The following is an 18,086-nucleotide window of genomic DNA, read 5'->3' on the forward strand; positions in this document are numbered from 1 at the left end:
CATGACGGTGGTCCTGGAGGACCTCGGGAAGAGCTTCGGGGTCGACGCGCCCGTGCTCGAGGGGGTCAGCGCACGCTTCGCCCGGGGGGAGTTCGTCTGCCTGCTCGGCGCCTCGGGCTGCGGGAAGTCCACGTTGCTGAACATCATCGCCGGCCTGGAGCCGCCGTCGTCGGGGGCTCTGACGGTGCCGGCCGACGGCGCGGCGTTCATGTTCCAGGACCCCTCGCTGTTCCCCTGGCTCAGCGCCCACGGCAACGTCGAGTTGGCCCTGCGGCTGCGCGGAGTCTCAGGCGGCGAGCGCCGCGCCCGTGCCACCGAGCTGCTGGAGATGGTCCGGCTCGGCGACGCCGCACACCGCCGGCCGCACCAGCTGTCCGGGGGGATGCGCCAGCGGGTGGCCTTGGCCCGGGCCCTGAGCCAGGACCGACCGCTGTTGCTGATGGACGAGCCGTTCGCCGCGCTCGATGCCATCACCCGGGACCTGCTGCACGCCGAACTCGAGCGCATCTGGCGCGAGAGTGGCTGCTCGATCATCTTCGTCACTCACAACGTGCGAGAGGCCGTCCGGCTGGGCCAGCGCGTCCTGCTGATGTCCTCGCGCCCAGGACGCGTGGTCAACGAGTGGGCGATCCCGGACGACGTGCGCCACGACCCCTCCGCCGTGGGCGCCCTGGCCGGGGAGATCACCACACACCTGCGGGAGGAGATCCGCCGCCATGCCCACTGAACCCACCACCCTGCGACCTGGTCCGCTCGCGACTTCCCCATCACCGGGGTCGTCTACTGCCTCCTCTGCCGCGATGGCCACCGCGACGGACGAGCTGCACGACCTAGAGGCCGGCCTGGACACCCTGCAGTCCGACGCCCCGCGGGGACGCCGTCCGCTGGCCTGGGACTGGAGCCGGGTGCTGCTGCCCCTGGGGGCGGTGCTCGTCCTGCTCGTGGCCTGGCAGCTGCTGGTGTCCCTCGACCTGAGGCGCAGCGACCTGTTTCCCGGTCCCCTGGACGTCCTCGCCTCCTTCGGTGAGCTCTGGACGAACGGGCTGGTGCAGGAGGCGGTGTCCACCTCGCTGCAGCGAGGGGTGATCGGTTTCGCCATCTCGGTGGCCGTGGGAACCGTCCTGGGCCTGCTGCTCGGGCAGCTCACCGTGCTGCGGCGCGCCTTCGGTCCGCTGATCTCCGGCCTGCAGGTGCTGCCCTCGGTGGCCTGGGTCCCGGTGGCGATCATCTGGTTCGGCCTCACCGATGCCACCGCATACTTCGTGGTGCTGATGGGCGCCATCCCGTCGATCGTCAACGGCCTCGCCGCCGGAATGGACCAGGTCCCACCCCAGTTCCGCCGAGCGGCGCGGGTACTCGGGGCGTCGCGGACCGAGACCGCGCTGCTGGTGGTGCTTCCGGCGGCGCTGCCCGCCTACGTGTCCGGCCTCAAGCAAGGCTGGGCCTTCTCATGGCGGTCATTGATGGCCGCGGAGATCATCGCCGTCGGCGGGTCCCTGGGCTATGGGCTGGGCTCGCTGCTGGACCAGGGGCGCACCCTCTCGGACATGGGAATGGTGATGAGCGCGGTGCTGACCATCCTGGCGGTCGGCATCCTCATCGAACTGATGGTCTTCGGGCCCGTGGAACGGCGGATCCTCCGCCGCCGGGGCTTGCTGGAAGGGAGTACACGATGACCGCACCGGACCTCTACCCGGTTTCCCTGCGGCTGCTCGGACGCCCGGTGCTGCTCGTGGGCGGCGGGCGGGTCGCGGGCCGCCGGGCCCGTGCCTTGCTGGACGCCGGCGCCGTCGTCACCGTGGTGGCACCCCGGGCCGGGGACGACGTCGCCGGGCTGGCCGGCAGCGGCCTGCTCACCTGGGTGCCCCGCCCGTACCGGGGAACGGACCTGGACGGGGCGTGGTTCGTCCAGACCGCCACGGGGATCGATGCGGTGGACCGGGCGGTCGCCGCCGAGGCCGATGCCCGGCGCATCTGGTGTGTCAACGCCTCTGACGCCGAGGCCTCCGCCGCGTGGACGCCGTCCGTGACCCGGGCCGGGGACGTCACCGTCGCCGTCAACGCCGGTGGAGACCCCCGCCGGGCGTCGGCGCTCCGGGACGCCATCCGGCTGGCTCTCGACACGGGACAGTTGCCGCTGCGCCGACGGCGCCGCACTCTCGAGACCTGCGGGCGGGTGGCCCTGGTGGGCGGCGGCCCCGGTGAGGGCGGCCTGATCACCGTGCGCGGCAGGCAACTGCTGGCGACCGCGGACGTCGTCGTCGCCGACCGGCTCGGACCCCGGGAGTTGCTTGAGGACCTCGACGCCGAGGTCCGGGTGATCGAGGTCGGTAAGTCCCCCGGGAATCACCCGGTCGGCCAGGACGAGATCAACGCCATCCTCGTCCGGGAGGCACGCTCGGGTCAGCTCGTCGTCCGGCTGAAGGGCGGGGACCCCTACGTCCTGGGCCGCGGGGGAGAGGAGGCCCGGTACTGCCGGGACCACGGGATCGACGTCGAGGTGGTCCCGGGAGTCACCAGCGCGATCTCGGTCCCCGCCGCGGCCGGGATCCCCGTCACGCACCGGGGCACGGCCACCGGGTTCACCGTGGTGACCGGCCACGAGGAACTGGCCGAGCTGCCGGCGCGGCCGGACCACACCCTCGTCCTGCTCATGGGCGTCCGTCGACTCGCGCGGACCGCCGCCCTGCTGTGCTCCCGGGGACTCGGCGCCGAGACCCCGGTGGCCGTCGTCGAGCGTGGATGGATGCCGGACCAACGCGTGACCATCGGCACCCTGGAGACCATCGCCGCCCAGGCCGAACGCGCCGACGTGCGGAACCCGGCCGTCATCGTCGTGGGGGACGTCGTCCGGCTCAGCCCCTTTGCACACAACGTCCTACACGAGGTCCCCAAGGAGTACATCTATGACTGAGACCGTCCCGACCCCTGACCGCCCCCTCCGCCTCGCCATCATCGGTGCCGGTCCGGCCGGCGTGTACACGGCGGACCTGCTGACCAAGGCGGAGCGGGACTTCGAGGTGAGCATCGACCTCTTCGACCGCTACCCGGCGCCCTACGGTCTCATCCGCTACGGGGTGGCCCCGGACCACCCGCGGATCAAGGGGATCGTCAAGGCCCTGCACAAGGTCATGGACCGCGGGGACATCCGCTTCCTCGGCAACGTCGACTTCGGCCGGGACCTGAACCTCGAGGACCTGCGCGAGCACTATGACGCCATCGTCTTCTCCACCGGCGCCATCAAGGACGCCGCACTGGACATCCCCGGCGCCGAGCTGCAGGGGTCCTTCGGTGGCGCCGACTTCGTCTCCTGGTATGACGGCCATCCGGATGTGCCGCGCGAGTGGCCGCTGACGGCCCGCGAGGTCGCGGTGATCGGCAACGGCAACGTGGCCCTGGACGTGGCGCGGATGCTGTCCAAGCACGCCGAGGACCTGCTGGTGACGGAGATCCCGGAGAACGTCTACGCCGGGCTCAAGGCCTCTCCCGTCACGGACGTGCACGTCTTCGGCCGCCGCGGCCCAGCCCAGGTGAAGTTCACCCCGCTCGAGCTGCGCGAGCTGGCGCACTCGAAGGACGTGGACCTGGTGCTCTACCCGGAGGACTTCGAGTTCGACGCCGCCTCGGAGGAGGCGGCCACCTCGAACAACCAGATCAAGACCATGGTCGGCACGCTGACCAACTGGCTCGTGGAGGAGCAGGACACCGGCGCCTCCCGCCGGCTGCACCTGCACTTCCTGCAGCAGCCCGTGGAGATCCTGGGCGAGGACGGCGCGGTGGCCGGGCTGCGGATGGAGCGCATGGAGCTGGATGGCACCGGCAACGTCAAGGGCACCGGCGAGTTCACGGACTACCCGGTCCAGGCCGTCTACCGCGCCATCGGCTACCACGGCTCCGAGGTGCCCGGGCTCGCCTATGACGAGCGCCGGGGTGTCATCCCCAACGACGCCGGCCGCGTCCTGGGTGCCGACGGCGCCCCGGTGCCCGGGCTGTACGCCTCCGGCTGGATCAAGCGCGGCCCGGTGGGCCTGATCGGCCACACCAAGGGCGACGCGCTGGAGACCATCGGCTGCCTGCTGGAGGACCAGCCGCAGCTGTGGACCGCACGGAACCCGGACGAGCAGGCGGTCCTGAACCTGTTGGAGTCCCGCGGCATCGACTACACCACGTGGGAGGGCTGGCTGGCCCTCGACGAGCACGAGCTGGCCCTGGGCGCCGAGGCCACCGGCTCCGGGCCCGTGGCCCGCGAGCGCGTCAAGGTGGTGCCGCGTGAGGTGATGCTCGCGGTGTCCCGTCAGGAGTCCGTGCCCAGGGAGGCGATGGTCCTTGAGGCAGCTCGGTAGGCGACACGACGGTCGCTTGGCGGCGCGTTCCGGGCGACCGTGTCGTCATGAACATGCCCGCTACCGGACAGGTCCGCATCCGCCGGGAGACTGCCGCGGCCGGCCGTCACAACCCGTCATATAAGCCACCCGCACTGGCCTCCGGCGGCATCGGGTGGTCGACCGCCCGGGAGGTTCCGGATGCGTCGTGACATCGGGCAATGTGACGGCCCATCCACCCCACGGTTGGACACCGACGGTGTCCGTGCGGTGGGATGAATGCACCACACCATCCAGAGCGGCCGAGAGATCTGGCTCGTCGACGCCGCAGCAACCATCCAGCCGAGTCCGGGACACCGGGACCGGCGGGCACGGTGCTACCGCCAGGATCGATGGAGGATCGAATGAATCACCATGCCACGGAACAGGTCCACGCCGGCTACGAGCCGGAAGGCCCCTACTGGCCGGTGGCCGTACCCATCCATCAGACGGCGGCCTACCGCTTCCCGGACCACGCCACGGCCGCGGCGATGTTCCGGCTGGAGACCCCGGGGTTCACCTACAGTCGGACGGGCAATCCGACGGTGGCCGTGTTCGAGAACCGTCTGGCGGCGCTGGAGGGCGGGATCGGGGCGATCGGCACGGCCACCGGCCAGGCTGCTGTGGCCCTGTCCCTGTTGACCCTGCTCCACGGGGGCAGGCACCTGGTCGCCTCCAGCCAGCTGTACGGCGGGACGGTGGACCTGCTGACGGACACCTTCGCCGACTTCGGCATCGAGACCACCTTCGCCGACCCGGCCGACCCGGCGGCCTGGGCCGCGGCGATCCGACCAGAGACCCGGGCCTTCTTCCTGGAGTCGATCACCAATCCGCTGGCCACCCTGCCGGACCTGCCGGTCCTGGCGGAGATCGCCCACGGTGCCGGGGTCCCGGTGGTGGTGGACAGCACGCTGGCGACGCCGGCCCTGTACCGGCCGCTGGAGCACGGCGCCGACGTGGTGGTGCACTCGGCGACGAAGTTCCTCGGCGGTCACGGGGCCGTCCTCGGCGGGGCGATCGTGGACGGGGGCACCTTCGACTTCGGGGCCGCCCCGGAGCGCTGGCCGCAACTGGCCCGGCCCAAGGCACGCTACGGCGGCCGGTCACTGGTCGAGCGGCACGGTCGCGGTGCGTACCTGGCGCTGGCCCGCAGCAAGTTCCTGCACGACCTCGGCCCGTCCCTGGCCCCGGCCAGCGCCGCCCAGTTCATCCAGGGCCTGGAGACGCTGGCGGTCCGCGTGTCCCGGCACGGGACCAGCGCGCGGGAGGTGGCCGAGCACCTGGCCGGGCACCCCGCCGTGGTGCGCGTTCATCACCCGGCGATCCCCGGACATCCCAGCGCGGGCCTGGCCGCGCGGGACTTCCCGCAGGGGACGGGATCGGTGTTCTCCTTCGACCTGGCCGCGGGCCCTGAGGCCGTGGGCCCGTTCATCGACGCGCTGGGGCTGTTCCAGCTGGTGGCCAATGTCGGGGATGTGCGATCCCTGGTCTGTCATCCGGCGACCATGACGCACTGCCGGCTCACTCCGGGACAGCGCCGGACTGCGGGCATCGCCGAGACCACGATCCGGCTGTCCATCGGCCTGGAGTGTCCGGAGGACCTGATCGCCGACCTCGACCGCGCACTGGCCACCGTGCCGGCCTCGGCCCTGACCGGAAGGACCCACTGAGATGAGCATCCTGGACCACACCACACCGGCAGACACCGCGCAGTCCACCACTCTGGCCACCGGCCGGGGTTTCAACACGGCGGCGGTGCACGCCGGCCAGGACCCGGATCCGCTGACCGGGGCGGTCGTGCCCCCGATCTACCAGACCAGCACCTTCGTGCAGGACGGCATCAACGTGCTGCGCGGCGGGCACGAGTACAGCCGCGGGTCCAACCCCACCCGCAACGGCTTCGAGACCCAGCTGGCCGCCCTGGAGCATGGGGTGCGGGCCTTCGCGTTCGCCTCCGGGCTGGCCGCCGAGGACGCCCTGCTGCGCTCGGTACTGCGGCCCGGGGACCACATCGTCCTGGGCGGGGACGGCTACGGCGGCACGAACCGGCTGATCAACAGCGTGCTCGGGGGCTGGGGCGTGCAGAACACAGCCGTGGACATCACCGACCCCGCAGCGGTCGCGGACGCGGTCCGCCCCGGCTCTACCGCGGTGCTGTGGGTGGAGACCCCGTCGAACCCGCTGCTGGGCATCGCGGACCTGGCCGCCTGGGCAGAGATCGCCCACCGGGCCGGGGCCCTGCTGGTGGTGGACAACACCTTCGCCTCACCGTACCTGCAGCGGCCCCTGGACCTGGGGGCGGATGCGGTGGTGCATTCCACGACGAAGTACATCGGCGGGCACTCTGACGTCCTGGGCGGGGCGGTGGTGGTGGCCGACCGGGAGTTCCGGGGGCAGCCGCTGGCCGAGGCGGTCGGCTACCAGCAGTTCGCCGCCGGTGCCGTGGCAGGTCCGCAGGACACGTACCTGGCCGCTCGCGGGCTGAAGACCCTGGGGCTGCGCATGGACCGGCACTGCGCGAACGCCGCCGAGCTGGCCGGGTGGCTGCAGGGACATCCGCAGATCGCGCAGGTCTACTACCCCGGACTGCCGGACCATCCCGGGCACGAGCTGGCGGCCCGGCAGATGGACGGCTACGGCGGGATCGTCTCCGTCCGGCTGGCCGGGGGAGAGGCCGCGGCCCGGGCCTTCGCCCAGTCCACGGAGCTGTTCGCGCTGTCCGTCAGCCTCGGCGGAGTCGAATCCCTGATCTGCTACTGCTCCGAGATGACTCACGCCTCCGTGCGCGGCACCGCCCTGGCGGTGCCCACCGACCTGGTCAGACTGTCCGTGGGCGTCGAGGACGTCGCCGACCTACGGGCTGACATCGAGGCGGCGCTGGACTGCGTCCGGCGCCTTGAGTCGACGTCTTTCGACCAGCCCGCGTATCAGAAGTCGGCTCATGCGGCCCCGGGGCGAGCAGGGCACGAACAGCAGCGGAGAGCGTTGGAGACCAAGGCGAACGAACTCGAGTTCGCCATCAGCACGACCCGCTTCGATGAGGAGTATTCCCCGTCGTCCAGTTCCCGAGGCACCACGAACTTCGCGAATCTGGCCCGCGGCGAGAATCGTCAGCAGAACCTCCGCAACACCCTGACGATGATCGATCGTCGCGTCAATGACCTGGCGCACTGGGACAATCCGGGCCGAGACCGCTATGCCGTCGAGATCGAGATCGTCTCCGTCGACCTGCACTTCGCCGCTGAGGCTGACGACGCGGTCTTTCCCGTGATCGAGATGCTCGATGTGCAGATCCTCGACACGCTGTCCAATGTGCGGATTGACGGCATCGTGGGGAACAACTTCTCGTCGTATGTCCGGGACTACGACTTCAGCGTGGTGCTGCCGGAACACCACGCGAGGGAATCTCGGCTCAGCGTCCCCGCCGACTTCGGCGACTTGCACGGGAAACTCTTCAAGCACTTCCTCGACTCCGATGCCTACAAGGAGCGATTCTCCCAACCGCCCGTGATCTGCATCAGCGTTTCAAGTACCAAGACGTATCGCCGGCTCGAGAACCGGCATCCGATACTCGGGGTCGAGTACCGGCAGGATGAGTCCTCCTTGACTGATCGATACTTCGAGAAGATGGGACTGCGGGTCCGCTATTTCATGCCCCGCGGCGCGGTCGCGCCTTTGGCGTTCTATTTCCGGGGCGATCTCCTCAACGACCATTCCAGTCTGTCGCTCATCGGTCTGATCAGCACGATGGAAACGTTCCAGAAGATCTATCGCCCGGAGATCTACAACGCCCATTCGACGGCGGGACGGATCTACCGGCCGAACCTGGAGAATCGCGACTACTCGCTGACGCCGATCACCTACGACCGCGAGGAGCGCAATCAGCTGGCCCGCACGCAGGGCAAGTTCACGCAGGAGCACCTCGTGAAGCCACACTGGACCGTTCTGGAGCAATGGGCCGCGACTGCCTCCCCACTGGCTCGACGAGACACGGAGAATCACCGATGAACACACTGTTGCCCACCTCGATCGTCGGCAGCCTGCCCAAGCCCTCCTGGCTCGCGGAGCGGGAGAAGCTGTGGTCGCCCTGGAAGCTGGACAGCGAGGAACTGCGCGAGGGCAAGCGGGATGCGCTGTGCCTGGCCGTCGACGAGCAGCGCCACGCGGGCATCGACATCGTCAGCGACGGGGAACGGACTCGTCAGCACTTCGTCACCACGTTCATCGAGCATCTCAGCGGCGTCGACTTCGAGCGGCGTGAGACGGTGCGGATCCGTGATCGCTACGAGGCGAGCGTTCCGACGGTCGTCGGGGCGGTGAGCCGTGAGGGATCGGTCTTCGTCGAGGACGCGAAGTGGCTCCGCGCGCAGACTTCTCAGCCCATCAAGTGGACGCTCCCCGGTCCCATGACCATGGTCGACACTCTCTACGACCAGCACTACAGGAGTCGCGAGAAGCTCGCCTGGGAGTTCGCGAGGATCCTCAACCAGGAGGCCAAGGAGCTGGAGGCGGCCGGCGTCGACATCATCCAGTTCGATGAGCCCGCCTTCAACGTATTCTTCGACGACCTGAAAGACTGGGGCGTGGCTGCACTGGAACGCGCGGCCGAGGGATTGCGCTGCGAAACGGCCGTGCATATCTGCTATGGCTACGGCATCCAGGCCAATACCAAGTGGAAGGCGACGCTCGGGTCGGAGTGGCGCCAATACGAGATGTCGTTCCCGCTGCTCCAGCAGTCGACGATCGGGATGGTCTCCCTCGAACGCCACAACTCCCGCGTCCCGGTCGAACTCATCGAGCTCCTCCGAGGCAAGAAGGTGATGGTCGGGGCCATAGACGTCGCCAACGACGCGATCGAAACCCCGGAGCAGGTGGCCGACACCCTCCGGGAGGCGCTCCGGTTCGTCGATGCGGACAAACTGTATCCGAGCACGAACTGCGGCATGGCGCCGCTGGCCCGACAGGTCGCGCAAGACAAGATGAACGCGCTCGCTGCGGGTGCTCAGATCATCCGAGCGGAACTCTCCGGAACGCCACCTCGATGTGACGGCCAGCAAGGGCGTTCGAGACCCGGCGGTGAGACCGCCTGACGCCGAGTGAATCGTCCGCGTTAGCGGCCTCGGGGGCGGACGGGACTAAACCGCCGCCCAAGCCCACTGTCCGAAGCGCTGGAGCGCCAAGAGCCCCAAACCAACAAACCCCTGGAAGGTGGACGATTTCCCGTGACCTACGTCATTGCCTTACCTTGTGTGGACCTCAAGGACAAGGCCTGCATCGAGGAATGCCCCGTGGACTGCATCTACGAGGGAGAGCGATCCCTATACATCCACCCCGACGAGTGCGTCGACTGCGGTGCCTGCGAACCCGTGTGCCCCGTCGAGGCGATCTACTACGAGGATGACACTCCGGAGGAATGGGCCGACTACTACAAGGCCAACGTGGAGTTCTTCGACGATCTCGGTTCCCCGGGCGGCGCCGCCCGGATGGGTCTGATCAGCAAAGACCACCCGCTGGTGGCCGCCCTACCGCCGCAACCTCAACCAGCCAATCCCTGACCATCGACCTGTTCTAGGCTGTCGTTAGCACTGTTTTCCCGGCCTTCTCCCTGCCTGCCCACGCCCATCGTTTCTGGAAGGAACACCGTCTTGGCCACTATTCTCAACAACATCACCGAAGCCGTCGGCAACACCCCGCTGGTCATGCTCAACCAGCTGACCGAGGGGCTTCCCGGCAAGGTCGCCGTCAAGGTCGAGTTCTACAATCCGGCCAACTCCGTCAAGGACCGCATCGGCCGCTCCATCGTTGATGCCGCCGAGGCGTCCGGTGAGCTGCGGCCCGGGGGCACCATCGTGGAGGGCACCTCCGGCAACACCGGAATTGCCTTGGCCATGGTCGGGGCGGCCCGCGGCTACAAGGTCATCCTGACCATGCCGGAGACCATGTCCAACGAACGCCGCGTGATGCTGCGCGCCTACGGAGCCGAGATCGTGCTGACCTCCGGCGCGGACGGCATGCGGGGCGCCCTGGAGAAGGCCCAGCAGATCGTCGAGGAGACGGACAACGCCGTGTGGGCCCGCCAGTTCGCCAATGCGGCCAACGTCAAGGCCCACTACGAGACCACCGGACCGGAGATCTGGGACGCCAGCGAGGGCGCCGTGGACATCTTCGTCTCCGGGATCGGGACCGGCGGCACCATCACCGGTGCCGGCCGCTACCTCAAGGAGCAGAAGCCGGAGGTCAAGATGGTCGCCGTGGAGCCGGCCGACTCCCCCATCCTCTCCGGCGGCAAGCCCGGTCCCCACAAGATCCAGGGCATCGGCGCGAACTTCATCCCGGAGATCCTGGACCGGGAGATCTACTCCGAGGTCTATACGGCCAGTCTCGAGGAATCCGTCGCCACCGCGCGTGCCCTCGGCACCCGGGAGGGCATCCTCGGCGGCATCTCCTCCGGCTCCATCGTGGCTGCCGCCCTCGAGCAGGCGAAGAAGGAGGAGAACCGGGACAAGCTCATCGTCGCCGTGGTCTGCGATTTCGGTGAGCGCTACATCTCCACCGTGCTCTTCGAGGACATCCGCGGCTGACCGACCGGTCTTCCTCTCCCCTCCCGGCCATCCCGGATCCCATCCGGAGCCATCCGCTCGAAAGGCCTCTCGTGGGTTTCCTGTCCCGACTGAAGGAAGACATCGCCAATGCCCGGGCCCATGACCCGGCCGCGCGCGGCGATGTGGAGGTGGCGGTGGTCTATTCGGGGCTGCACGCCATCTGGGCGCACCGGCTGACCCACCGGATGTGGCAGGTCGAGAGGCTCAAGACCCCGGCCCGCATCCTGTCCCAGGCCACCCGCACGCTGACCGGGATCGAGATCCACCCCGGCGCCACGATCGGCCGGCGCTTCTTCATCGACCACGGCATGGGCGTGGTCGATCGGCGAGACCGCCGAGATCGGCGACGACGTGATGCTCTACCACGGCGTCACCCTCGGCGGCCGTTCGCTGGAACAGGTCAAGCGTCACCCCACGCTGCGCGACGGCGTGGTGGTCGGCGCCGGGGCGAAGGTCCTCGGCCCGGTGGAGATCGGGAAGGGGTCCTCCGTGGGGGCCAATGCGGTGGTCGTCAAGGACACCCCCGCCGACGCCATCATCGCCACCGGGATCCCCGCCACCTGGCGCCCCCGGGCCCCCGGGAGCACCAGGCGGCGGTGGACCCGGCGGGTACGTGGACCCCGCCCTGTGGATCTGACCCCGACCGGGGCCCGCCAGGGCCGGCGTTCTGGTCCGCCGCTGTTCCGGCGGACCAGGTCAAGCAGTCGGCCGCTTGCGGCCACCCGTGTGTGGGATTCCGTGCATGTGAGGAGCGCCGCTGGCTTTGGTGCAGGAGGGGTATCCATTTGAATGCCAATGGGAGGGGCTAGCCTGACCTGACGTAAGGCCCCCGCGCTGCGCCAACAGCCGGGGGCATGGACTACACCGTAGAGGGGTGTGAGTCATGGTCCAGCCCATCGCTGTACCGGGCTTCGAGGGACCTGCCCGCGGGTGGGGACTATCCGGCTGATCTTGCCCAGCTGCGGGCCTGGTTTCCGACCGAGGCAGCGTGCCTGGACTACTTGGACTGGTTGCGCTGGTCGGAGGGATTCCGGTGGCCCGGATGCGGTGCCCATCACGGTCGGGGGATCGGCGGGCAAGACGCTGGCCGCCGGTGTGATCGAGGGCCGGTCCCGTGGATGGGGCCGAGCCCGACTGGCCGTGATCCCCGAGGCCTCAGCCGCTTCACTGGGGGCTTTTGTCAGGGCGAACGTGGAGGCCGGGTCGATCGTCGCCGCCGATGGGTGGCAGTCATACCCGCGCGCCCTGACCGGGTATACCCATGGGCCGTTCAACGTCAGCGCCTCGGGTCGGCCTGCCCATGAGTCGCTGCCGGCGGTCCATCGTCTCTTTGCCCAGGTCAAGCGCCTTCTCGATGGGACCTACCAGGGTGGCGGCAGCATTGAGCCCCTGTCGGAGTATCTTGATGAGTTCGTATTTCGCTTCAACCGGCGTCACAGCCGTAACCGGGGTTTGGTGTTCATGCGGCTGCTCCAACGCGTCGTGAACGCGGCCCCGGTCACCTATCGGAACCTGGACCGCGTCCCGGCACCCCAGGCCGGGGTGATGTTCACCGGGCCGGAAGGTGTCCTCCGTGCTGGGCGGTCCCCGGGACATCGAGTGGGTGCTCGCGGACGGCACCATCTAAATCCTTCAGGCCCGTCCCGTCACCACCCTCCCGGAGGTGACAGCGGGGCCGGAACGGACCGGCGTCGGGCAGGTGCTGGTGGGAGTGCCGGCGAGTCCGGGGGCGGCCACCGACCGGGTCCAGGTGGTCCGCGGCCCCGGGGACTTCGCAGCCGTCCGCCCGGGTGACGTGCTCGTGTGCCGCGAGACAGATCCGGCCTGGACGCCCCTGTTCACGATCGCCGCGGCCGTGGTGACCGAGACTGGTGGGTGCTGTCCCACGCGGCCATCGTCGCCCGCGAGGTGGGGATCCCCGCCGTGCTCGCCGTACCCGGGACTGCCGAGGCTCTGACCCGCGTGGCGGCCGTGACGGTGGATGGCGATGCCCGCCGCGTCGACGCTACGTCTGGTCCTTGAGGCGGTCCATCTGCCGCCTGAGCTGTCGGTTGCGGGCCTCGAGCTGCAGGACCAGGCGAACGCCGGCCAGGTTCAGGCCTTCGGCCAGCAGTTCCCCGATGCGCCGGAGTACGGCGACGTCCCGGTCGCTGTAGAGACGGGTGCCGCCCGAGGTCCGGTCGGGTTCGAGCAGCCCGCGGCTCTCGTACTGGCGCAGGTTGTGCTGCTCCATCCCCACCATCCGGGCGGTCACCGAGATGCTGTAGACGCCCTGGTTGTCCTTGCTCGCCGCCATGCGGAACCTCCCTGCCCGCCTGAAAACTCACTCTTGCGGACCTTGGCTTCGTGAGTTATATAAATATGTACCAGCCAGTTGAGATCTGCAAGGCTGGCACCAGGAGATTCAGACCGATCATCTGTTGGGAGTGAGCATTCATGCTGATGCGTACCGATCCATTCCGCGAACTTGACCGACTTGCCGAGCAGGTGCTGGGAACCCGTTCCCGGCCGGCGGCCATGCCCTTGGAGGCCTGGCGGGAGGGCGACCAGTTCGTCATCGCGTTCGACCTGCCCGGGGTCGAGGCGGACTCCATCGACCTCGGGATCGAAGGCAACGCCCTGACCGTTCGGGCCGAGCGGTCGCCGCGGGCCCCGGAGGGTGCCGAGATGCTGGCCTCCGAGCAGCCGAGGGGCATCTTCAGCCGTCAGGTCGTCCTGGGCGAGCAACTCGACACCGGCGCGATCACGGCCGGCTACGAGTCCGGCGTCCTGACGGTGCGGATCCCCGTGGCGGAGCACGCCAAGCCACGGCGGATCCAGGTCGAGGCAACCGGCGACCAGAGGCAGCTCGTGGAGTCCGGCTCCTAGGAGCTTCCCTCATCGCGGGGCCCGGGGCGTGGCTCCGGGCCCCCGCGGGCGGACGCTCGCGTTCCAACCCTCGGGGGCGTGGGCGTCCGGCCCCTGTCCGAAGCCTCTCAGTCGAGGAGACCGGTATGAGTTCATGGCGTCCGTACAACCACTCCCTGCTGCCCGCGTTCTACGAGCGGTTCGAGGAGCGCTGGGGCAAGGGCACTGCCCCGTTCCTCGATCCCGAGGTGCTGGAGCCGCCCATGCCGCGAGCGCAGTGGATCAACGCCGATACCGGTGCCGCCGTGGCCGTGGTGCCGATGTGGTCCGACGACTCCGAGCGCAGGTCCTTTGGGGTGTTCTACCTGCCCCCGCATGGCGACATCTGGATCCTGCATCCCGGGCCGACGCAGTACGCCGAGCCAACGAGTGGGGTGGACCGGGAGCGGGTGACCCTGCGGAACCAGGCGTTCACCAAGGCCATCCGGCACGCCGAGGAGTTCATCTTCGGGCAGGGTGCCTGATATCTCCGGATGACTGGTGGGCCTCCCACCCCCACTCCCGGAACGCCTGGAATCGCGTCTCGTCGTCAAACCCGGAGAGCCACACCATGGGCCCGCCTGTCCACTGGGCCCGTCGCGGTATCCCACGGCGGCGACGCTCGCCAGCTGACAGGTTCCGAGGCAGGGCGAGGAGATCAGCACGGCGCCACGGGTCTTCGAGACCGTGGACCGGAGCCGTTCCGTGGCGTCATCGTCCTGGTGAAGGAGCCGGAGCCGTGCGCATCGATGGCCCGCGCCCCAGGCCACCACCGGACCGCTGGCGTCGGGTTTCGGGTTACGCCGTGACCACTGCAGTCCGCCCCTCGGACCGGTCCGATCCAGAGGCTGCCTGACGCGCCCTGATGCCCTTGAGCGTCACGGCCACCGCCAGCATCGCCACCGCAACCCCCATCCAGATCAGCATCACCGTGATCCCGTGTCCCACGCCGATGGATCCGCCGGCGATGAGGGACCGGAAGGACTCCACGGCGTAGGTCATCGGCAGCCAGGGGTGGATCGCCTGGAAGAATGCCGGTGCGGTCTGGACGGGGTAGGTGCCGCCTGCGGCGGAGAGTTGTAGCACGATCAGCATCAGGGCGAAGAAGCGTCCGGGCGGTCCCAGCAGCGCGACCAGTCCCTGGTTGATGGCCATGAAGGTCACCGAGGTCAGCACGGCGAATCCGGCCAGCCCCCAGGCGTTCGCCGGTGCCATGTGCAAGCCGAACACGAGCACCGAGACCATCACCAGGGACTGCACCACGCCCATCAGTGCGGGCAATGCCGCCGAGCGCAGCATCACACGCCACAGGGGCTTGCCCTCGGTGATCATGGCCTCACGCACGGGCGGGCGCATCAGGAAGTACCCCAGTGCCCCGACCCACAGGGCAAGGGCCATGAAGTACGGGGCCAGGCCGTAGCCGTAGGAGGGGACCTCGTGGGTGCGCTCCAGGTCTGCGCTCACCGGCAGCGCGGCCACGGCGCCGAGGGTGGAGGCGTCCTCGTCCGTGTAGCTCGGCACGTCCGCCGTGCCGTCCCGCAGGGACGCGAACAGCTGGCCGGAACCATCGGAGAGCCCCCAGGCCGGAGGCCAGCTCGCGCGAACCGTCATCGGCGGTGGCCAGTCCGGAGGACAGCTCGGAACTGCCCGCGGCCAGCTCCTGCGCCCCGGAGGCCAGTGCCGGCATCTGCGCGGCCAGCTGGCCTGCGCCGTCGCTGAGCTGCGAGGTGCCATCGGCCAGGGTCTGCGCGCCGGTGGCCGCCGTGGAGATCCCGTCCGTCAGCGTGCCGGAGCTGTCCGCCAACGTCTGCGCGCCCGCGGCCACCTGTCCGGCGCCGTCCGAGAGCGTGTGGATCTTGTCCGCCACCTCGGAGACCGTGGCGGCGCCCGTGGAGGCTGCGGAGGCGATCTTGTCCACGCGGTCGCGCAGGCCGGTCAGCCCCGTGCCGGAGGAGGAGTCCCCGACGATCCCGCCGCCCCTCGTTCACCGTGGACGCCCCGGCAGCGGCCTGCTCGGCACCCGCGGTGACCTGTGCCGCTCCGTCCGCCAGCTCCGCGAGGGCGGCCTGTCGCTGCTCATCGGTCATCGAATCGCCGGCGGCCCGGAGGTTCGCGATCCGCTCCTGGAGCGTGCCGGCATCACCCTGTACCTGCTGCACACCGGTCACGACCGCGCTGGCACTGTCCCGCAGCTGGAGTGCACCGGCCACGGCCTCGTCCAGACCGGACGCGAACTGCCCGGCACCGCCCGAGAGGGTGCCTGCGGTGTCTTCGAGGGCGGTGACGCCCTGGTCCAATTGTCCGACGCCGGCCGCCACCTTCCCGGCCCCGTCCGCCAGGGTCTGGGTCTGGCTGGGCAGGGACTCGGTCTGCGACCGCATCTGGCCCAGCCCCGTGCTCAGTTGTTGCGCGCCGTCGTCCACGGAGGAGGCGCCCCGGGCCAGGTCCTGGCTGCCGGCGTTGGCCGCCGCGGCGCCCTCCGCCAGCTGCTGGGCCCCGTGGTCCAGGGTGACGGAGCCATCCGCCAGCTGGTCGATCCCCACGACCAGGTCGCCGGCGCCGCTCTCGGCATCCTGCGAGCCCTCGGCGACCTGTCCGGCGCCGTCGGCGGCCTCCTGCATGCCGTGGTGGACCTCGGTGAAGCCCAGCAGCACGTTCTTCACGTACTCTTCGCCGATGCCCTCGGCCACCGTGCTGGACGCGGTCTCGCCGATGGTCCTGGCGATGGTGCCCATGATGATGTTCGCGCCGTCATTGGTCTGCATCCGCAGGGTGGACTGCGCCGCGTCCTCCGCCTCACCCGTGGACAGACCGGCCGCGTGCGCAGAGAAGTGCTCCGGGATGGTCAGCACGGCCATCACGTCCCCGGCCTCCAGGGCGGTCCGCGCCTCGGCCGCACCCAGGGGACGCCAGTCCAGGTTGTCCGTGTCCCCGTCCGGGTGCACCAGTTCCTCGGTCAGGTCCTCGCCCAGGTGGATGGCCTCGCCCCGGGATTCGGCCGGCTCATCCAGGTTCACGACGGCGGCCGGAACCGTGTCGAGGTTGCCCGTCGGGTCCATGTTGGCGCCGGTGAGCAGCCCGGAGTACAGGGACGGAATGATGGCCAGGGCCAGCAGGATCACCCCGAACCAGGCCATGGCGCCGTAGCGCTGGAGCGCCGACTTCTGCACCGCCGCCTGCTGCGGCGCGGAGGCTCCGATGGCATCGGGGGCCTCACCGTGCTGGGCTGCGGGCTGGGCAGCGGGTTGAGCGGCGTGAGGAGCGGTATGACGGTGCGCGGGCCGTCCTCCGAAGGGAGCCGGTGCGGTCCGGCCGTTCCGGAGTCGATAGGTGGGCGGATTCTTCCGGTGCTGGGCCATCAGGCGATCCTTTCCGGGAGGCGCCGGCCGGCGTCGTGCCGGGGTGTGTGGCGACGGTGGTGGTTGCTGGTGAGGCCGAGCGGACCGCGGCGATCTCCTGCTCCGTGGCACCCGAGCTGGACAGGAGCAGGGCCGAGAGGCGGTCGACCATGTCCGGGACCTCCGCCAGGGGGTCTGCGGAGGCGGCGAGCCACTGCTGCACCAGCCAGACCGTGCCCGCGGCCAGGAACTCCGCGCGCTCGGCGGCGGTGTCCGGGCCTTTGCGCCGATGGATGACCGGGCCGAGGGGGAGTAGGCGAGCAGGCGGTGGGAGATGTAGCGGACGAAGTCGCTGGCCACGTCCGCGGGGTTGAGCGCGATGGCGGAGAGGTAGAAGCGGCGGTGGGCGGCCAGGTCCGTGAGCAGGGTCTGGAAGGTGTCCCGCGCGAACACGGTCCAGGTGTCCCCGAGCTCCACCGTCGGCACCCGCTCGAAGGTGGCCTCCATGCGCTGCAGCGCGGCCGCGCGGACCAGGGTGGGGACGTCCCGGAAGTACTTGTAGAACGTGGGTCGGCTGCCCGCCCGCGGCGGGCGACATCCGCGACGTTCAGCGGGGTGTTCGGGGAGTGCGGGTCCGCGCCCTCGTCCAGGATCGCCGTGACGGCGTCGATGAGGGGCGCCCAGGAGCGGCCTGCCGACAGATGTGGCCGGTCCTGGCGCTGCGACGGTTCGCTCATGGGTCCTCCTGCTGTTGGCTCGCGGGAGGTAACTTTACACCTGTCAAATGTGCGAGACCAAATACGGGGAGATCTACGGGTCTAGATGCCAACGATGACAACGTATCGAGGTCTCGCTTGCTGACATGTGTTAAGGGGCTCATCACAAACGAGGGTGTAGAC

15 protein-coding genes, 5 pseudogenes and 1 riboswitch are annotated in these 18,086 nt (G+C 69.6%); of the genes and pseudogenes, 16 read left to right on the plus strand and 4 right to left on the minus strand.

The window, feature by feature from the left end; genetic code table 11:
- The first annotated feature begins 1 nt into the window (after position 1).
- From RE421_RS04430 to RE421_RS04495, 14 genes and pseudogenes are all read left to right on the plus strand, one after another.
- Positions 2-727, plus strand: coding sequence for an ABC transporter ATP-binding protein (locus RE421_RS04430; protein ID WP_309814954.1), 726 nt, complete (start codon positions 2-4; stop codon positions 725-727).
- Positions 717-1,676: an ABC transporter permease gene (locus RE421_RS04435; protein WP_396134577.1), complete on the plus strand. Its 960-nt coding sequence runs from the start codon at positions 717-719 to the stop codon at positions 1,674-1,676. The genes RE421_RS04430 and RE421_RS04435 overlap by 11 nt, the downstream gene beginning before the upstream one ends.
- A complete protein-coding gene (cobA, locus tag RE421_RS04440; RefSeq protein ID WP_309814960.1) occupies positions 1,673-2,914 on the plus strand; it encodes a uroporphyrinogen-III C-methyltransferase in 1,242 nt (413 codons plus the stop codon). The genes RE421_RS04435 and cobA overlap by 4 nt, the downstream gene beginning before the upstream one ends.
- Positions 2,907-4,343, plus strand: a complete 1,437-nt coding sequence (locus tag RE421_RS04445; protein ID WP_309814963.1) for an FAD-dependent oxidoreductase — start codon at positions 2,907-2,909, stop codon at positions 4,341-4,343. Before cobA ends, RE421_RS04445 begins: the two co-directional genes overlap by 8 nt.
- Before the next feature lie 265 nt (positions 4,344-4,608).
- Positions 4,609-4,721: riboswitch (SAM riboswitch) on the plus strand.
- A gap of 5 nt (positions 4,722-4,726) precedes the next feature.
- Entirely contained in the window at positions 4,727-6,031 is a 1,305-nt protein-coding gene (locus RE421_RS04450) for a PLP-dependent transferase (RefSeq protein ID WP_309814966.1), read from the plus strand.
- 1 nt (position 6,032) lies between these two features.
- Positions 6,033-7,251 (plus strand): annotated as a pseudogene (locus RE421_RS04455) (cystathionine gamma-synthase); the annotation flags it as partial.
- Positions 7,252-7,346: 95 nt separating this feature from the next.
- Positions 7,347-8,369 (plus strand): DUF1852 domain-containing protein, encoded by a 1,023-nt coding sequence (locus RE421_RS04460; RefSeq protein WP_309817082.1) that lies wholly within the window; start codon positions 7,347-7,349, stop codon positions 8,367-8,369.
- Entirely contained in the window at positions 8,366-9,451 is a 1,086-nt protein-coding gene (locus RE421_RS04465; RefSeq protein WP_309814972.1) for a methionine synthase, read from the plus strand. Before RE421_RS04460 ends, RE421_RS04465 begins: the two co-directional genes overlap by 4 nt.
- A 132-nt stretch (positions 9,452-9,583) precedes the next feature.
- The gene (gene fdxA, locus RE421_RS04470; RefSeq protein WP_309814975.1) at positions 9,584-9,916 is read left to right on the plus strand and encodes a ferredoxin; all 333 of its coding nucleotides are present in this window, start codon (positions 9,584-9,586) and stop codon (positions 9,914-9,916) included.
- A gap of 90 nt (positions 9,917-10,006) precedes the next feature.
- Positions 10,007-10,942, plus strand: a complete 936-nt coding sequence (cysK, locus tag RE421_RS04475; protein ID WP_309814984.1) for a cysteine synthase A — start codon at positions 10,007-10,009, stop codon at positions 10,940-10,942.
- A 71-nt stretch (positions 10,943-11,013) separates the two neighbouring features.
- Positions 11,014-11,600 (plus strand): annotated as a pseudogene (epsC, locus tag RE421_RS04480) (serine O-acetyltransferase EpsC).
- A 262-nt stretch (positions 11,601-11,862) separates the two neighbouring features.
- Positions 11,863-12,556: pseudogene (locus RE421_RS04485) on the plus strand (IS1595 family transposase); the annotation flags it as partial.
- Between the two features lie 208 nt (positions 12,557-12,764).
- Positions 12,765-12,920, plus strand: coding sequence for a hypothetical protein (locus tag RE421_RS04490; protein WP_309814986.1), 156 nt, complete (start codon positions 12,765-12,767; stop codon positions 12,918-12,920).
- Positions 12,887-12,985 (plus strand): hypothetical protein, encoded by a 99-nt coding sequence (locus RE421_RS04495; protein ID WP_309814989.1) that lies wholly within the window; start codon positions 12,887-12,889, stop codon positions 12,983-12,985. The genes RE421_RS04490 and RE421_RS04495 overlap by 34 nt, the downstream gene beginning before the upstream one ends.
- Here the strand turns inward: RE421_RS04495 and RE421_RS04500 are convergent.
- Positions 12,969-13,259, minus strand: coding sequence for a MerR family transcriptional regulator (locus RE421_RS04500; protein WP_309814994.1), 291 nt, complete (start codon positions 13,257-13,259; stop codon positions 12,969-12,971). The two genes, RE421_RS04495 and RE421_RS04500, sit on opposite strands and share 17 nt — an antisense overlap.
- 140 nt (positions 13,260-13,399) lie before the next feature.
- On the opposite strand from RE421_RS04500, the gene RE421_RS04505 reads away from it, so the two are divergent.
- Positions 13,400-13,831: an Hsp20/alpha crystallin family protein gene (locus RE421_RS04505; RefSeq protein WP_309814996.1), complete on the plus strand. Its 432-nt coding sequence runs from the start codon at positions 13,400-13,402 to the stop codon at positions 13,829-13,831.
- 125 nt (positions 13,832-13,956) lie between these two features.
- Entirely contained in the window at positions 13,957-14,334 is a 378-nt protein-coding gene (locus RE421_RS04510; protein ID WP_309814999.1) for a hypothetical protein, read from the plus strand.
- A 313-nt stretch (positions 14,335-14,647) separates the two neighbouring features.
- Here RE421_RS04510 and RE421_RS04515 read toward each other — a convergent pair whose 3' ends face one another.
- The 3 genes and pseudogenes from RE421_RS04515 to RE421_RS16795 all read right to left on the minus strand — a co-directional run.
- Entirely contained in the window at positions 14,648-15,460 is an 813-nt protein-coding gene (locus RE421_RS04515) for a YhgE/Pip family protein (RefSeq protein ID WP_309815002.1), read from the minus strand.
- Positions 15,453-15,767 (minus strand): annotated as a pseudogene (locus RE421_RS16790) (YhgE/Pip domain-containing protein); the annotation flags it as partial. The gene RE421_RS04515 and the pseudogene RE421_RS16790, both read right to left, overlap by 8 nt.
- Positions 15,768-16,128: 361 nt before the next feature.
- Positions 16,129-17,694 (minus strand): annotated as a pseudogene (locus RE421_RS16795) (YhgE/Pip domain-containing protein); the annotation flags it as partial.
- Positions 17,695-18,086 lie beyond the last annotated feature (392 nt).

This window comes from Citricoccus sp. I39-566 (assembly GCF_031432995.1).
Classification (GTDB): domain Bacteria; phylum Actinomycetota; class Actinomycetes; order Actinomycetales; family Micrococcaceae; genus Citricoccus; species Citricoccus nitrophenolicus_A.

Excerpts from the sequence above, each read along its gene's own strand:
- RE421_RS04450 (WP_309814966.1), top strand. The coding sequence starts at position 4,727 with ATGAATCACCATGCCACGGAACAGGTCCACGCCGGCTACGAGCCGGAA.
- RE421_RS04510 (WP_309814999.1), top strand. The coding sequence starts at position 13,957 with ATGAGTTCATGGCGTCCGTACAACCACTCCCTGCTGCCCGCGTTCTAC.
- cobA (WP_309814960.1), top strand. The coding sequence starts at position 1,673 with ATGACCGCACCGGACCTCTACCCGGTTTCCCTGCGGCTGCTCGGACGC.
- RE421_RS04505 (WP_309814996.1), top strand. The coding sequence starts at position 13,400 with ATGCTGATGCGTACCGATCCATTCCGCGAACTTGACCGACTTGCCGAG.
- RE421_RS04445 (WP_309814963.1), top strand. The coding sequence starts at position 2,907 with ATGACTGAGACCGTCCCGACCCCTGACCGCCCCCTCCGCCTCGCCATC.
- RE421_RS04430 (WP_309814954.1), top strand. The coding sequence starts at position 2 with ATGACGGTGGTCCTGGAGGACCTCGGGAAGAGCTTCGGGGTCGACGCG.
- RE421_RS04435 (WP_396134577.1), top strand. The coding sequence starts at position 717 with ATGCCCACTGAACCCACCACCCTGCGACCTGGTCCGCTCGCGACTTCC.
- RE421_RS04465 (WP_309814972.1), top strand. The coding sequence starts at position 8,366 with ATGAACACACTGTTGCCCACCTCGATCGTCGGCAGCCTGCCCAAGCCC.
- RE421_RS04515 (WP_309815002.1), bottom strand. The coding sequence starts at position 15,460 with ATGACGGTTCGCGCGAGCTGGCCTCCGGCCTGGGGGCTCTCCGATGGT.
- RE421_RS04500 (WP_309814994.1), bottom strand. The coding sequence starts at position 13,259 with ATGGCGGCGAGCAAGGACAACCAGGGCGTCTACAGCATCTCGGTGACC.